This window comes from Chromobacterium vaccinii (assembly GCF_001855275.1).
Taxonomy (GTDB): Bacteria; Pseudomonadota; Gammaproteobacteria; order Burkholderiales; family Chromobacteriaceae; genus Chromobacterium; species Chromobacterium vaccinii.
Map to the genome: position 1 here is coordinate 4084947 of NZ_CP017707.1, position 16014 is coordinate 4100960.

The 16014-nt window shown below is 64.9% G+C and carries 10 protein-coding genes; 5 read left to right on the forward strand and 5 right to left on the reverse strand.

The window, feature by feature from the left end:
• Positions 1 to 2: 2 nt before the first annotated feature.
• The 3 genes from BKX93_RS18995 (at position 3) to BKX93_RS19005 (ending at position 3697) form a co-directional block, all read left to right on the forward strand.
• On the forward strand, positions 3 to 923 hold the full coding sequence (locus BKX93_RS18995) for an alpha/beta fold hydrolase (protein WP_070981903.1): 921 nt from the start codon (positions 3 to 5) through the stop codon (positions 921 to 923).
• Between the two features lie 668 nt (positions 924 to 1591).
• Positions 1592 to 2860: a RidA family protein gene (locus BKX93_RS19000; protein ID WP_070980887.1), complete on the forward strand. Its 1269-nt coding sequence runs from the start codon at positions 1592 to 1594 to the stop codon at positions 2858 to 2860.
• Between the two features lie 207 nt (positions 2861 to 3067).
• Complete coding sequence (locus tag BKX93_RS19005) at positions 3068 to 3697, forward strand: 2OG-Fe(II) oxygenase (RefSeq protein WP_070980889.1); 630 nt, start codon at positions 3068 to 3070, stop codon at positions 3695 to 3697.
• 355 nt (positions 3698 to 4052) lie between these two features.
• Here BKX93_RS19005 and eutC read toward each other — a convergent pair whose 3' ends face one another.
• Genes eutC through eat form a run of 3 tightly spaced genes read right to left on the reverse strand, consistent with a single transcriptional unit; the run spans position 4053 to position 7650 of the window.
• Entirely contained in the window at positions 4053 to 4853 is an 801-nt protein-coding gene (eutC, locus tag BKX93_RS19010; protein WP_070980891.1) for an ethanolamine ammonia-lyase subunit EutC, read from the reverse strand.
• Positions 4850 to 6232, reverse strand: coding sequence for an ethanolamine ammonia-lyase subunit EutB (locus BKX93_RS19015; RefSeq protein ID WP_070980893.1), 1383 nt, complete (start codon positions 6230 to 6232; stop codon positions 4850 to 4852). The genes eutC and BKX93_RS19015 overlap by 4 nt, the downstream gene beginning before the upstream one ends.
• Positions 6229 to 7650 (reverse strand): ethanolamine permease, encoded by a 1422-nt coding sequence (gene eat, locus BKX93_RS19020; protein ID WP_070980895.1) that lies wholly within the window; start codon positions 7648 to 7650, stop codon positions 6229 to 6231. Before eat ends, BKX93_RS19015 begins: the two co-directional genes overlap by 4 nt.
• 182 nt (positions 7651 to 7832) lie before the next feature.
• Here eat and aroC point away from each other — a divergent pair, with 182 nt between their 5' ends.
• Together aroC and BKX93_RS19030 are read left to right on the forward strand one after the other, a co-directional pair.
• Positions 7833 to 8933 carry a chorismate synthase gene (gene aroC / locus BKX93_RS19025; protein WP_070980897.1) on the forward strand — a complete coding sequence of 367 codons (1101 nt, stop codon included), beginning with the start codon at positions 7833 to 7835 and terminating at the stop codon, positions 8931 to 8933.
• 55 nt (positions 8934 to 8988) lie between these two features.
• The gene (locus BKX93_RS19030; protein ID WP_070981904.1) at positions 8989 to 10413 is read left to right on the forward strand and encodes an EAL and HDOD domain-containing protein; all 1425 of its coding nucleotides are present in this window, start codon (positions 8989 to 8991) and stop codon (positions 10411 to 10413) included.
• An 87-nt stretch (positions 10414 to 10500) separates the two neighbouring features.
• Here BKX93_RS19030 and BKX93_RS19035 read toward each other — a convergent pair whose 3' ends face one another.
• Both BKX93_RS19035 and BKX93_RS19040 read right to left on the reverse strand, forming a co-directional pair.
• Entirely contained in the window at positions 10501 to 11520 is a 1020-nt protein-coding gene (locus BKX93_RS19035) for an HD domain-containing phosphohydrolase (protein ID WP_046166886.1), read from the reverse strand.
• A 3-nt stretch (positions 11521 to 11523) separates the two neighbouring features.
• A complete protein-coding gene (locus BKX93_RS19040; protein ID WP_186009446.1) occupies positions 11524 to 15678 on the reverse strand; it encodes a response regulator in 4155 nt (1384 codons plus the stop codon).
• Positions 15679 to 16014: the final 336 nt, after the last annotated feature.

A 16014-nucleotide genomic window follows, 5' to 3' on the forward strand; every position in this document is an offset into this window, starting at 1 on the left:
ATATGGAGAAACTGCAGCAGGACTTATGGGTGCCGGTCGGCGATGGCGAGCGCTTGCATCTGAAGCGCATCTGCGGCCGCGAAGGCGGCGCGCCGGTGCTGATGGCGCATGGCGTGATGGCCAACGGCCGCACCTTTTATACCGAATCCGGCAAGGGCCTGGCCCACTTCCTGGCCGACGCCGGCTACGATGTGTACGCAGCCGACCTGCGCGGCCGGGGCCGCAGCACGCCCAAGATCGGTCCGCATTCCCGCCACGGCCAGACCGAGACCATTTGCGAAGACCTGCCGGCGCTGCATGACTTCGTCCGCAGGAAAAGCGGCGGCCAGCAGGTGCACTGGATCGCCCACTCCTGGGGCGGCGTGCACATGACCAGCTGCCTGGTCCGTTTCCCGGAAATCGCCGCCGAGGTGGCGAGCGTGGTGTATTTCGGCTCCAAACGCAGCGTGAGGGTGCGCAATCTGAACAAGCTGATCGAGGTGGATTTCATGTGGTGCACCGCTGCGCGCTGGCTGATCAAGGCCTGCGGCTATCTGCCGGCGCGGCGCATCCGGCTGGGTGTCGACGACGAGAGCGACAAGAGCCATCTGCAGAGCAAGCTGTGGGCCCAGCCCAGGCCGTGGGTGGACAGCGACGACGGCTTCGATTATGCCGCGGCGGCGGAGGCCGGCCATCTGCCGCCGGTGCTGTATTTCGCCGCCGCCAACGATCCTTGCCGCGGCCATCCGGAAGACGTGCGCCGCTTCCGCGACGAATCCGGCCCGCATCTGTCGCGCCTGCATTTGCTTGGGCGGCGGGCCGGCCATCTGTACGACTACAACCACGTGTCGCTGCTGACCCACCCTGATGCGCCGCGCGACCACTTCCCGTTGGCGCTGGACTGGCTGGCGGGACGCTACGACGCGGTGGCGGAGAATTATTGAGCCGGCTTGGATGGGTGGCTGGGACTTGGATTTCACGCCCATTCTGCATTCTTTTTGCGTAAGAGAGGCCGCATGGATGCCATGCGGCCTCTCGCGTATCTTTATCTGCGCCACCGCGGCGCTCGGGGGCGGCTTTGTCCAACTGGTGAGTCATGGGCTGCGCGCTAATTTATAGTTCGGCCTCTCATTTAAAACGTGATAAACAACAAATCATTTGGCGCCGCATATTGTCGATGTTGATCATTGTCAAATCCCACTTCTGAGGAATATGTTTGATCTTGCAGTTTTAAAGAACAGGTGTGAAGAAAATGGCAGTGTGAAGTATTAGCATTAAAGAGCAGTTTTAGTTGAATATGCGACATGATGGATGGCTATGTCCTGTGGCGGCGGCCTTTTACTCAATTCGAATTGATTCCTTGCGCTTTGTTTTATTGTCGAGTCGTATTGACAGCCCTAGGCGATGAACCGATAAAATCCGGAATCTTGATTGCATTGCTTCCATTCCCCGCGATTTCGGCCTTGATTGGTTTTTCGGTTTTGCCAAGGCTTTATCTTGCCGTGGAATGGATTGAATAATGGTAATGCCAATGGAGCGGCGGTTGTTGATGGCGAAGCGACATATATTCGGCCATGCTGCGGATTAATTCGAACGAAACAGGTATACCATCATGAGTAGCTTCAACGCGGTACTGGCAAGGAATTCGGAAAAGGCGCCAAATGGAATGGGGAGGTATTCCCAAACGGTAGCCTTCTCGCACTACAACAATCTGTCGGCTCAGTTGCCGGTGGATCCCGCGACGGGGCGCTTGGTGGCTGGCGGCGTGAAAGAACAGGCCGAAAGATGCTTCAAGAATATCCAGGAAATTATAAAAAGCATCGGCCATGAGATGAGCGATGTGGTGAGGATCACCATTTTCCTGCAAGATATCTCCGACATGCATGCGGTCAACGCGGTGTATTCCGCCTTCTTCCCGGATTATGTCCCTACCTTGACGACTGTCGCGGTCGCGGCTTTGCCGATGGGCGCCTTGTTGCAGGTGGAGGCCCTGCTTTCCAATGGCGAGGGCACCATTCCCAATGCGCCGCAGGCTGGCGATCTGGTCAAGATCGCAAGCGATAGCCGCAATGCGCCGACCAGCCATTTGTCTACCCAATCGGTGGCCTTTTCCCATTACAACAATATCTCGGCGCAGTTGCCGATCGATCCTGAATCCGGGAAGCTGGTCGTGGGCGGCGCAAGAGAGCAGGCGGTTCAGTGCTTGAAGAATATCCGGGCGATTCTGGAAAATATCGCAGTGCCGTTTGACGATATTGTCAAAGTCAATATTTTCCTTAAAAACCTGTCGGATATCGAATCGGTAAACGAAGCTTATCGCGCGTTCTTCCCCGACTCGGCCATCGCCCGGGCGGTGGCCTATGTTCCGGCGCGCACGGTAGTGGAAGCCACGCTGCCTATGGATGCCCTGGTGCAAATTGAAGCGGTGGTGTCGCATGGGGATGGCACGCCGCCGCAAGCCGTTGAAGACAGGCACGGCATTGTGATCAAGGCGCATAATACTGAAAACGCTCCCCGGTGCCCGCTTTCTACGCAAACGGTGGCGTTCTCCCATTACAACCACCTTTCCGCTCAATTGCCTTTGCATCCGGAGACCAATGAAATGGTGGCCGGCGGCGTGAAAGAGCAGGCCGCGCAGTGCTTGAACAACATCAAGACCATCGTGGAAAGCATAGGCCACGCGATGGGCGATGTGGTCAAGGTCAATGTTTTCCTTAAAAACATCGCGGATATGGATGCGGTGGACGAGGTTTACGCCACCTTCTTCCCCGGCGGCGTTCCCGCGCGGCGGGTGGTGGGCGTTGGCGCCTTGCCTCGCGGCGCGATGATACAAATCGATGCCGTGGTGGCCAATGCCGAGGGCACGCCTCCGAAAGCATAAGCAGTCGTTTTTTTGAAAAGGGAGCGGAATCATTTTCCGCTCCCTTTTTTGATGGCGCTGCCCGCGGCTGGCCGTCTGTGTGAGCGGGTTGCGGAGGCGGCGCCGTCGCGGCTGGCCGGATAAGCTTGCAAGGATTGATATTCGACATTCGCCAGCGGATGCGGCATGTGGTAGAAAGCGTCAGCCCGTTTTCTGGACAACACCGACATGACCGCGCTGCAATTCGAACTCGACGCCGTACTCGACACCCTGGCCGACCGGGGCTGGATCGTCATCCCCCGCGCCTTGCCGGCGGAATTGGTCGCCAATCTGCGCGAGGCCTGCCTGCACGTGTGGGACGACGGCCGCTTCCACGAGGCCGCCACCGGCCGCGCCGATGGCCAGGCGCGCCGCGCCGAGATCCGCTCCGACTCGGTGCTGTGGCTGGATCAGGTGGGCGAGTTGCCGGCGGTGCGCGCCTACAATGCCGCGATGGACGAGATCATGCAGGCGGTGAATCGCGGCCTGTACCTGGGCCTGGCCGAGCTGGAGTCGCATTTCGCCGTCTACCCGGAGGGCGCCTTCTACAAAAAGCACCTGGACCGTTTCCGCGACGACGACGCCCGCGTGTTGACCACGGTGTTCTACCTGAATGAAAACTGGCCGGCCGACGGTGGCGGGCAGATCCGCCTGTATCTGGACGATGCCTGCAAAGAATTCATCGATGTGGAGCCGGAAGCCGGCACGCTGGTGCTGTTCCTGGCCGATCGCTTCTGGCACGAGGTGCTGCCGGCCAAGCGGCAGCGTTTGTCCGTCACCGGCTGGTATCGCCGCCAGGGCGGCAGTTTGCCGTGGTGAGGGGGGATGGTTTAGCGTGAGTGCCGGCCCTTATTTTATGAATCCGCTGCGCGGATGATGATTTCGATGCCGGTTCCGCCCGGCGAACGGGAAGGGAGATTTGTTCGGCCAAATCTCCCTTCACCCTCAAGGCCGCCCTGCAAACCTGGCCTGCGGCTTCCTGCCGGTTCCCGCCAGATCCGAGGCGCGGCTGAACTCGCGATTTGCTACCGTCAAATCGCTCAGACAAACAGCCGCTTAAGACCTCGGATCTGTCACCCGGCAGCAGGTTTGAAGGGAGTCGGGGCGCGTCGGATATGTGGTGTTCTTCGTTCCGCTCAATCGAAGCGTCAAGCATAAGATATTGAGCAGGCTTTTAGCTCTTGATCAAGCCAGCCTGCCTCGCCAACAGCGCCGCCCAGCGCGGGTCTGCCGCGCTGCCGTCTTTCAGTCCCACCCCGGTGGGCTGGCGCAGCGCGGCGTCTATCAGCCAGGCCAGCTTGAAGGCCGCCAGCGGATAGGGCAGGCCGTCCGGCCGCACATTGGAAATGCAGTTGCGCTCGGCGTCGCTGCGGCCGGCGCGCGGCGCGGCGGTCAGGTACAGGCCCAGGCTGTCCGGCGAGCTCAAGCCGGGTCGTTCTCCTATCAGCATCGCCGTCATTCTTGCGCCCATGATTTCCCCGGCTTCGTCGCCCAGCGCCACCCGCGCCTCGCGCGCGATCAGCAGCGGGCCGACGCTCAAGCCCATCTCCCGCACCCGCGGCAGCAGCTCGCGCAGCAGCGGCACCGCGTGCAGGGCGGGCGCGCGCGAGGACAGGCCGTCGGCGATGAGGATCAGCAGGTCGCAGCCCTTGTCCGCTTCCGCCAGCAGCCGCGCGCGGCTGGCGTCGTCCAGCCTGCGGCCCAGGTCCGGCCGCTGCAGGTATTCGGCGCGGCTCCCGGCGGCGCTGCGGACGTCGATGACGCGGTGGCCGTCTGCCGCCAGTTCGCCGGCCAGCGCGGCGGAATCCAGCGGCGTATGCACCGCGTCGCGCGCTTGGGCGTGGGCCAGCGCGAAGCGCAGCGTTTCGCGGCAGGGCAGACTGCTGCCGGCGCGGCCAAGCGCGATGCGGGCGGCGGTGAGGCGGGACAGCTCGCCCCAGCCGTCTTCGGTGACGGGATTTTGTTTTTCTTTCACGCCACGCCCTCCATCATCGTCAGCAGCCGTTGTCGCCTATCCTGCGGCAGCAGCCTGCCGCCGCGGGTGATTTCCATCGTTTCCAGCCAGTCCTCGAACTCCGGCGCGCGCTTCAGCCCCAGCGTATTGCGCAGGTAGAGCGCGTCGTGGAAGGAGGTGCTCTGGTAGCCCAGCATGATGTCGTCGGCGCCGGGCACGCCGATGATGAAGTGCACGCCGGCCGCGCCCAGCAGCGTCAACAGCGCGTCCATGTCGTCCTGGTCGGCCTCGGCGTGGTTGGTATAGCAGATGTCGCAGCCCATCGGCAGGCCCATGAGCTTGCCGCAGAAATGGTCTTCCAGCCCGGCGCGGATGATTTGCTTGCCGTTGTACAGATACTCTGGGCCGATGAAGCCGACCACGGTGTTGACCAGCAGCGGCGAGTAGCGGCGCGCCACCGCGTAGGCGCGCGCCTCGCAGGTCTGCTGGTCCACGCCCCAGTGGGCGTTGGCCGACAGCGCGCTGCCCTGGCCGGTCTCGAAATACATCAGGTTGCCGCCCACCGTGCCGCGCTTCAGCTCCCGCGCCGCCTGATGCGCCTCGTCCAGCACGGCGAGGCTGACGCCGAAGCCGGCGTTGGCTTTCTCGGTGCCGGCTATCGACTGGAATACCAGGTCCACCGGCGCGCCCTGGCGGATCAGGTCCAGCGTGCTGGTGACGTGGGTCAGCACGCAGTTTTGGGTGGGGATGGCGTAGCGCTGGCGCACCTCGTCCAGCAGCGTCAGCAAGCTCCGGATATCGTCCGGGCTGTCGCCGGCCGGATTGATGCCGATCACCGCGTCGCCGGCGCCGTAGAGCAGGCCGTCCAGGGTGGCGGCGGCGATGGCGCGCGCGTCGTCTGCCGGATGGTTGGGCTGCAGCCGCACGCCCATCCGTCCCGGCAGGCCTTGGGTATTGCGGAAGGCGGTCACGACGCGGCATTTCCTCGCCGCCAGCACCAGATCCTGGTTGCGCATCAGCTTGGACACCGCCGCCGCCATTTCCGGCGTGAGGCCGGGAGCCAGCGCCGCCAGCGTTTCCGCGGTGGCGGCGTCGGACAGCAGCCAGTCGCGCAGGCCGCCGACGGTCAGGTGGGCGACGGCGGCGAAGGCGGCCGCGTCGTGGCTATCCAGGATCAGCCGGGTGACTTCGTCTTCCTCGTACGGGATCAGCGCCTGGTTGAGAAAGACGGTCAGCGGCAGGTCGGCCAGGCACATTTGCGCCGCCACCCGCTCCTCGGCGCTGGCGGCGGCGACGCCGGCCAGCTGGTCGCCGGAGCGCAGCGGGCTGGCGCGCGCCATCAGCGTCTTCAAGTCGTCGAAACGATAGCGGCGCGGGCCTATGGCGATGGCGTGGCTCATGTCTGGCTCCGGATGGTGGGAGAGGCCTGGGCGGCAATCTCGGCCGAACCTTGCAGCTGAGCGTCGATGCCGGCTTCGGCGCGCTGGCGGGCGGTGGCGAGGAAGTACAGGTAGCCGGCGGCCAGCATCGCGGCGAAGATGCCGGCCAGCAGCCGGTTGTAATAGACCATGGCGACCAGGCAGATCAGCGAACAGCCCAGCGCCAGCGCCGGCAGCCACGGATAAGCGGGCGCGGAGAACGGCCGGGGCAGGGCCGGCTCGCGGCCGCGCAGCCGGAACAGCGCCAGCATCGACACGATGTACATGACGATGGCGCCGAACACCGACAGCGTGACGATGTTGGCGGTCAGCGGCTGGCCGGCGATCTGCACCAGGTCGTCGCTGAAGATGGCGGCGATGCCGACGACGCCGCCGGCCAGTATGGCGCGGTGCGGCGTCTTGAAGCGCGGATGGACGGCGGCCAGCGCGCGCGGCAGGTAGCCGGCCCGCGCCAGGGCGAAGATCTGCCGCGAATAGCCCATGATGATGCCGTGGAACGACGCCACCAGGCCGAACAGGCCCAGCCACACCAGCATGTGCAGCCAGCCGCTGTGCTCGCCCACGATCAGCTTCATCGCCTGCGGCAGCGGGTCGTTGATATTGGCCAGCCGGCTCCAGTCGCCGGCGCCGCCGGCCATCACCATCACGCCGAAGGCCAGCGCCACCAGGGTGAGGATGCCGGCGATGTAGGCGCGCGGGATGGTGCGGGCCGGGTCCTTGGCTTCTTCGGCCGCCATCGCCGCGCCCTCTATCGCCAGGAAGAACCAGATCGCGAACGGCAGCGCGGCGAACATGCCGCCGACGGCGCCCCAATGGAAGGCGTCCTGCCCGGCCCAGCCGTGGCGCATGAAGTTGTCCCAGCTGAAGCCGGGCGCCACCACGCCCATGAACACCAGCAGCTCGAAGATGGCCAGCAGCGTGACCGCCAGCTCGAACATCGCGGCGATGCCGACCCCGGCGATGTTCAGCGCCATGAAGGCCAGATAGGCGCCGCAGGCGGTCCATTTGGGCGCCAGCGATGGGAATTGGACATTGAGGTAGGCGCCGATGGCCAGCGCGATGGCCGGCGGCGCGAACACGAATTCGCACAGGGTGGCGAAACCGGCGATGAAGCCGCCCAGCGGACCGAAGGCGCGGCGGGCGTAGGCGAAGGGCCCGCCGGCGTGCGGGATGGCGGTGGTCAGTTCTGTGAAACTGAAGATGAAGGCTGCGTACATCAGCGCGACGAACAGCGTGGCGCACAGAAAGCCCAGCGTGCCGGCCTGCGCCCAGCCGTAGCTCCAGCCGAAGTATTCGCCGGAAATCACAAGCCCCACGGCGATGCCCCATAGTTGCCAGCCGCCGAGCTTGCGCGCGAGGCCGGGTGTCGATGCGTTCATGGCAGACTCCTGTCCGATTGGATGGCCTTCCCGTCGGGAAGGGCGGGCATTCCCGCATCGCCCGTTTACGCAAAAAGAATGCCAGCGCCGGCGCCGGGATTCAATCCCCCATCGTAGCCTGCCGCTGGCGGATGCCATGCTAGAATCGATGACGATACGCAATCAGCGGCAGGGGAAAGCAGATGTCAGGCAGCAGCATGGGACGATTGTTTACGGTGACTTCCTTCGGCGAGAGCCACGGGCCGGGCATAGGCTGCGTGGTGGACGGTTGTCCGCCGGGACTGGCCTTGACCGAGGCGGACATCCAGACGGAGCTGGACCGCCGCAAGCCCGGCACCAGCCGCCACGTGACCCAGCGCCGCGAGCCGGACACCGTCGAAATCCTGTCCGGCGTCTACGAGGGCAAGACCACCGGCACGCCGATCGCGCTGCTGATCCGCAACACCGACCAGCGCAGCAAGGATTACGGCAATATCGCCGAGACTTTCCGCCCCGGCCACGCCGATTACTGCTACTGGCATAAATACGGCACCCGGGATCCGCGCGGCGGCGGCCGCTCCTCGGCGCGCGAGACCGCGGTGCGCGTCGCGGCCGGCGCCATCGCCAAGAAGTGGCTGAGCGAAAAATACGGCATCGTCATTCGCGGCCACATGACCCAGATCGGCGAAGTGCAGATGCCGTTCAAGGGCTGGGAGCATGTGGGCGGCAATCCTTTCTTCAGCGCCGATCCGGACATCGTGCCGCGGCTGGAGGAATATATGGACTCCATCCGCAAGAGCCTGGATTCCATCGGCGCGCGGCTGCGCGTGGTGGCGGACAATGTGCCGGTGGGCTGGGGCGAGCCGGTGTTCGACCGCCTGGATGCCGACATCGCTTACGCGATGATGAGCATCAACGCGGTCAAGGGCGTGGAGATCGGCGCCGGCTTCGGCTGCGTGACCCAGCGCGGCAGCGAGCATGGCGACGAGCTGACGCCGCAAGGCTTCGCCAGCAACCACGCCGGCGGCGTGCTGGGCGGCATCTCCACCGGCCAGCAGATCGATGTATCGATCGCGATCAAACCGACGTCGTCCATCGCCCAGCCGCGCCGCTCGATCAACAAGCAAGGCGAGGCGATAACGATGGAAACCCACGGCCGCCACGATCCCTGCGTCGGCATCCGCGCCACGCCGATCGCCGAGGCGATGCTGGCCTTGGTGCTGATCGACCATGCCTTGCGCCACCGCGCGCAATGCGGCGATGTGCGGGTGGAAACGCCGAGAATTGCGGGTCATATCGGCTAGAATGCACATATACCGGCCGGGCGGCTCGAGGCCAGTTCAACCCTGGGATGACACCATGCTGAAAAATCTGATAGATGGATTGGCCGGACGTCTGAAGAAGAACGCGCATGAGGAAGAGGCCCCGCATCAGGACGCGAGGCCGGAGCCGCCCGATATCATCATCCCCCTGCCGGAGGAGGAAGAGCCGGCCGATCTGCCCGCCACGCTCGGCTTTGTGTCCCACCAGCCGGTGATGGATCGCCAGCAGCGCGTGGTCGCCTATGATTTCTTCGTCCGCCAGGGCAAGCGCAACATCGAGGCCGGCAAACAGCAGGAGTTCGACCGGCTGCTGCTGGCCACGCTGCACAATATGGACATCTTCCGGCTGCTGGCCTACCGCCGCGCCTTCGTCCACATCGCGATGACCTCGCTCGACGACCCGCAGCTGCGCGGCATGCCGGCGGGCAGCGTGATCTTCGTGCTGGAGCCGCTGCCGGGCATGGAGGTGGCGGAGCACATGCTGCGCCAGCTGGACGAGCTGCAGAAGCTTGGCCTGCGCTTCGCGCTGGAGCCCGCCGCCTACGACCAGAACATGCTGAGTCCGGGATTGCAGGCCGATCTGTTCAGCCGGGTAGACTTCATGGTGCTGGATTTCGCCGGTCCGTCCACCCGGGTGCTGGCGCCCATCCTGGATCAGTTGCCCAAACGCTATCCGGGGGCGCGCTGGATGGCGCGCAACGTCGGCACCGCAGAGGACATGGACGTTTGCCTGCGCGGGCCGGGCAACAACCGGTTCGCCTTGTTCCACGGCCCCTTCGTCACCACCGCCCATGCGCTGGAGGGCGGCAAGGTGGACACCAACCAGACCCGCGTGCTGCAGATCATGCGCCTGCTGCGCACCAGCGCCGATCCCAAGGAAGTGGAAGCCCAATTCAAGCTGGATTCGGTGCTGCTGTTCAAGCTGCTGCGCTTCATCAATTCGCCGATACACGGCTTGTCGCGCAAGGTGCAGACAATAGAGGAAACTCTGCTGCTGCTGGGGCGGGAGACGCTGTTCAAATGGCTGTCCATGCTGCTGTTCACCTCGCGCAAGGAGGACGGCACCGCGATCTCGCTGATGGAGAAGTCGTTGATCCGCGCCCGCTTCATGGAGAAGCTGGGCGGCTATCGCGGCAACAAGCTGGAGGCCGAGCACCTGTTCTTGACCGGGATGTTCTCGCTGCTGGACGTGCTGCTCAACCAACCCTTTCCTGATGTGCTGGACCCGCTGGAGCTGCCGCTGACGGTGAGGGAGGCGGTGGTGGAGGGCAAGGGCATCTTCTCGCCGCACCTGTCGCTGGCGATGGCTTGCGAACAGGGCGACAACGCGCAGATCGAGGCGCTGGCCAGGGTGCTGGACTTCGATCTGGACCTGGCCAACCAGTATTACCTGGATTCGGTGGTGTGGGCTCAGGTGGTGCTGCGCGATAGCGAGGTGCACAACAACGTCGAGGCGGTTTAGCGCCGCCGGCCGCGCTTCGAGAGCGTTCGGACCGCTGGGCGCGGCAAGGCCAGGGGCTTCCTTCCTGGCATCGCGCGGCGGCTCTCGTCAGAACAGCATCAGCACGTCGTGCTCCGCCTGTTGGGAGAGATTTCCCCATATTTCCTTGATTTCCAGCAGCTTGGGCAGAGCGGCGTCGAAGACTTCAACCAGCCTGGGCTCGAAATGGACGCCGCTGCCCTGGCGCAGCGTGGCCAGCGCTTTTTCCATCGGCCAGGCATCCTTGTAGGGACGGCGCATCGTCAGCGCGTCGAACACGTCGGCCAGCGAAATGATGCGCGCCGATTCGGGAATGGCCTCTCCGGCCAGTCCGTCAGGATAGCCGCTGCCGTCCCATTTCTCATGGTGGTGCAACGCGATTTCCGCCGCCAGCCTGAATACCGGGGCTTCGCTGCGGATCAGGATGTCGTGGCCGATCCGGGTATGGGTTTTCATGACTTCCCACTCTTCCGGCGTCAACGGCCCGGGCTTGCGCAGAATGGCGTCCGGTATGCCCAGCTTGCCGGTGTCGTGCATGGGCGCTGCCAGTTCCAGCAGATGGCAGGAGGGCGCGTCCCAGCCGCCGGTCGAGGCCAGCATCGCGGAATACGCCGCCATCCGCCAGATGTGGACGCCGGTGTCGGTATCGTTGAAGTGGCCGGCCTGGCCCAGCATGTAGATCGCGTCGCGGTGGCTTTTCTCCAGCTGGGTGGCTTGAACCAGCGATAGATGGGTGCGAACCCGCGCCTGCACGATGGATGGCGAAACCGGCTTGACCAGATAGTCCACCGCGCCGGCGTCGAAACCGGCCGCCTCGTTGCCGATTTCCGCCAGCGAGGTGACGAATATCACCGGGGTGGCGGAGGATTGCGGATCTTTCTTGAGGCGGCGGCAGACCTCGTAGCCGTCCATGTCCGGCATCTGGATGTCCAGCAGAACCAGCGAGGGCCGATGCTTGGCTGCGGCGGCCAGCGCTTCGGCGCCGTTGCGGGCGAAAACCAGGGGATATTGCGGCGCCAGCACCTGGCGCATCGCCGCCAGATTCTGCGGTTCGTCGTCGACAACGAGCAAGGGAGGGGAGGGCTGCATGTGTCACCGTTCCTGGGAAAGGCCCAGCGTTTCCGCCAGGGCTTGGGTGGCGGCCTCGCCGCCGCGGAAATCGAAGTTCTCCGCCGCGTCGCGCAGCGGCGCCACCTGCTTGTCCGGCAGCAAGGCGGCCAACTGGTCCAGCACCGGCTCCACCGCGGCGGGATCGTCGCGGTTGAAGGCCTGCAGCGTTTGGAGAAGCAGCGGCTTCAACTGTTCGGCGTCGGCGGCGGGGGCGCTTGCGGTCTCGCCGGCCTGCGTCGCCGGCGCGTAGCGCGAAATGGAGTCCAGCGCCCGCGCCAGCGCGATGCGCAAGGCGTCCAGCGCCGGGCCGGGGTCGCTGCCGGCCAGCAGCCGGTTTTCCACGTCGGCGGCGCGCGCCGACACCTCGTCCAGCGCCAGGTTGCCGGCGGCGCCTTTCAGTTTGTGGGCCAGCGCCTGCGCGACAACCTTGCCGGCCAGGCGCATGGTTACGGCGCTGTCGCCGTAGTCGCGAGCGAACTTGCGCAGGTATTGCCGGTACACGTCGGCGTCGCGCCAGATCTGCAACCCGCGCGAGATCGCCAGCCCGGGCAGGTCCGATTGCAGCGTCGCCTGGCTGGCTGAGGACTCGCCCGTCGGTGCGGTGGTTTGGCGGCCGACCAGCCGGCGCAACTGGCCGATGGCGATTTCGACATCGAAGGGTTTGGCGATGTAGTCGCTCATGCCCGCTTCGCGCGCGGCGTCCTGCTGCGCCTGGAAGGCGCCGGCGGTCAGCGCCACCACCGGAATATGGGTCAGCGCCGGAGTGGCGCGTATCTGCCGCGTGGCTTCATAGCCGTCCATCACCGGCATCTGCACGTCCATCAGCACGATGTCCACCTCGTCGCCGTGCAGCAGCAGCCAGTCCAGCGCTTCCCGTCCATTGTTGGCCAGCGAGACCGTGGCGCCTTCGTCCTCGAAGATGCGCTGCGCCACTTCGCGGTTGATGTCGCTGTCGTCCACCACCAGCAGCCTCAAGCCATGCAGTCGGCCGGCATGCTGCGCCGGCGGCGGGATTTTCGGCGCGGCCTGCTGCGGCCGCAGCGCGCGGGCGACGGCGTTGTACAACCCTGACGGCGTTACCGGCTTGTTCAGCACCTCGGTCACCGTGTCGGCGGCGGGTTCGGCCTGCAGGATCTCGCGAGAATAGGCGGTGGCCATCAGGATGATGGGCATGTGTTTGCCGCGGCAGGCCAGGCGGATGGCCTGGGCTGCCTCCAGGCCGTCCATGCCCGGCATTTTCCAGTCAAGGATCACCACGTCGACCGCCTGGTTCCTGCCCAGCGCGGCGATCACCTGGTCCACCGCCAGCCGGCCGGAGTCGACGGCGAGCGTTTTCCAGCCGAGTTCATTGGCGGTGACGCCCAGCGTCTCGCGCGCGATGGGGTTGTCGTCGGCGATCAACACATTGAGATTGGCCATTTCCGGCGAGGAGAGCCTGACGCCCTGCTCGCGGGGAAGGCGCAGCGTGAACCAGAAAGTGCTGCCGCGGCCAGGCTCGCTGTCCAGGCCGATCTCGCCGCCCATCAGTGCCACCAGCCGCTGGCTGATGGCCAGCCCCAGGCCGGTGCCGCCGAAGCGGCGGGTAGTGGAGGCGTCGGCCTGGGTGAAGGGCCGGAACAGTTCGCGCTGTTTGGACTGGGCAATGCCGATGCCGGTGTCTTCCACCGCGAAGCGCAACCGTACTTGCTTCGGCCGTACCTCCAGCGGCTGGATGGTGACTTTGACGTGGCCCTGCTCAGTGAACTTGATCGCGTTGCTGGTCAGGTTGATCAGCACTTGCTCCAGCCTGAGCGCGTCGCCGCGAAGATAGTCGATGTCAGACGGAGGCGGCGCGATGATCAGTTCGACATCGCGGTTGCCGACATTGGTGCTCATGATGGTGGACAGGTTGTCCAGCACGTCGGCGAGACGGAACGGGGCCCGCTCGATCTCCAGATTGCCGGCCTCGATCTTGGAGAAGTCCAGGATGTCGTTGATGATGGCCTGCAGCGAGCGGCCGGCGACGCGGATCTTGTGCACCAGATCCAGCGCCTCGGCCGGCAGGCCGTGTTTCTCCAGCAGATAGGCGAGGCCGAGCACGGCATTCATCGGCGTGCGGATCTCGTGGCTCATATTGGACAGGAAGTTGGCTTTGGCCCGGCTGCCGGCCTCGGCGGTTTCCTTGGCCTCGCGCAGCGTGGTTTCGACATTGTGCTGGATGGTGATGTCGCGATTGATGCCGGTGACGCGATACGGCCGATTGTCGTCGTCGAACTCGACCAGCGCGCCGGCCTGGATGTGCCGGATCTGCCCGTCCGGCAACACGATGCGGAAGGCCGGGGCGTATGTGCCGCGGCCGGCGATAGCCTCCCGCAGCTGGTATTCGACGTCGTCGACGTCGTCGGGGTGGAGTCGGCTGCGCCAATGCAGGTAAGTCAGGCCGCCATGCCGCAACTCTGGCGGAAAGCTGTACATGTCGAACATCCGCGGATTCAACTCCAGCGAATCGTCCGCCAGCCACCAGGTCCAGATGCCGAGTTCGGCGACTTCGGCAGCCTTGCCCAACTGGTCGCGGGCGCTCATCAATTCGCGTTGGTACTGCTGCTGGGCGGAGATGTCCGCCGCCATGCCGAGAAAACCCTGCAGCTCGCCGTCGTCGTCGCGCAGCTCCGTCATCGCGATCGACACCGGTATGCGGCGGCCGTCGCTGGCGGTAACGGTCCATTCCTGCTGGCTGGACCGGCCGCCGCGGGAGCCGGATACCAGCGTTTCGAAAACGCTTGCGGGCAGGGCGTGGCTTTGCTCGGCCTGCTGCCGGGAATGCCGTTCCAGCTCCGATGCGTCCAGCCAGTCGATGAGGCGGCGGCGCCCGACGACTTCGCTGGAGCTTTCGGCCAGCAGCGTCTCCGCCGCCGGATTGAACAGCGTGACCAGGCCGGACTGGTCGGTGGCGACGATGGCGTAACTGGCGTCATTGAAGATGGCCCGCTGCAATGCGGCGTAACGGCGGATTTCCTGCGTCCGCTGCTGCACCTCGGTTTCCAGCGAGGCGTTCATCTCGCGGATCTGCATGTGCAAGCGGTTGCGCTGGCGCTGGTACGCCCAGGCGAGCGCCGCCACCAGCAGGCCACCCAGCCACATCGCCAGCAAGGTGTCGCGGCGCGCGGTGGCAACGGCGTCTGCGATGATGGATTCGGGCAGCGCCTCGGTGATGACCAGATAACGTCCGTCGCGCTTCTGGGGCGTCAGCGCCAGCCGGCGCGTCACTGCGTAGACTTCCCCATGGGATGACTGCAGGTGTTGCAGGCCGTCGTGGCTGTCTGGAACATCAAGGGGCTGGAATTCGTCCTGCCAGCGCCAGCGTTTGCCTCGATCCTGGCCGAAGGTCTTGTCCGGATCCGGATGGTCGAGGAAGTCGCCATTCTGATTGGTGATGTAGACGCGGACATGTCTTTCGCCGCTGCCCACCCGCAGATAGGACATCAGATGGCGGGCGTCGACATTGATGGACAGCACGGCGAATGGCTTGCCGCCGGCGTTGTAGATAGGGGTCGCCAGCCTTAGCACCGGCAGCGGGGGGGCTTTTTCGTTCCGGCTGCGGTCCCGGCTGAGACGGATGTCGGACAGATAGACTTCGCCGGCGGACAGGCGGATGGCCTGCTTGAAGTAGTCGGCGTCGTTCTTGTGCTGCATTTCCGACGCCGGCAGGCTGACCGGGCCATCGCGGTGATTGAGCACGTGCACCAGTTCGCGGGCGTTGTCCGCCAGGCCGATCAGTCTCAGCTGCAGCGTTTCCGGGGTGGTCGCGGCATAGGCCCGGAAGATGGCCGCCAGCTGCCGCCGCCACAACTCGCCGGAACTTTGCTCTTCGGCGTCGAAGTCGTGATTCAGGCTGGCGCGGGCCAGGCCCGTCACCGGCGGCGTGTCGGCCAGGAAGCGCACGCTTTGGCTGTAGCGTTCCAGGCTCTGGCTCAGGATTTCCAGCCTCAGCTGGGCGAGCGAGGCCAGCCGGTTGTGCATCGAGGTCAGCGCGCGCTCGCGCTCGTGCTCGCCGGCGATCCAGGTGACGGCCGCGGCCAGCAGGCCCCACAGCAGCAGACCGAGCAGCGCGATCCGCCTGTCGAAACCGAACAGTCTTTTTGACTGTGATTCTGTCATCACGGACTCCATTTCGGGTCCGCCCTCGAGGCGCGGACCGTCTCATCCATTCAAGTTAGTTCATCGCATTGCCTTTTGGCATGAGCGATGGCTCGAATTGAATGGCGTTTGGCCTTCAATCAAGACAAGTGGATGATTTCTAGTAGAAATACGGATGTGGTTTCAGTCCGCCGGTCAAGACTTCAGGACGAAAGGTTTGTCTTTGGGTTGCATATTCCTTCCGTCATTTCCTCATGGTTTGCGGGCCGGAAGGCGCTGGCCGCGTCCTTCGTCTAGGTACTCCGGGCGAGGGGCGGGCCGTGTCTGGGCCAGGCCTGGGAGCGTCTGGTCCATCCT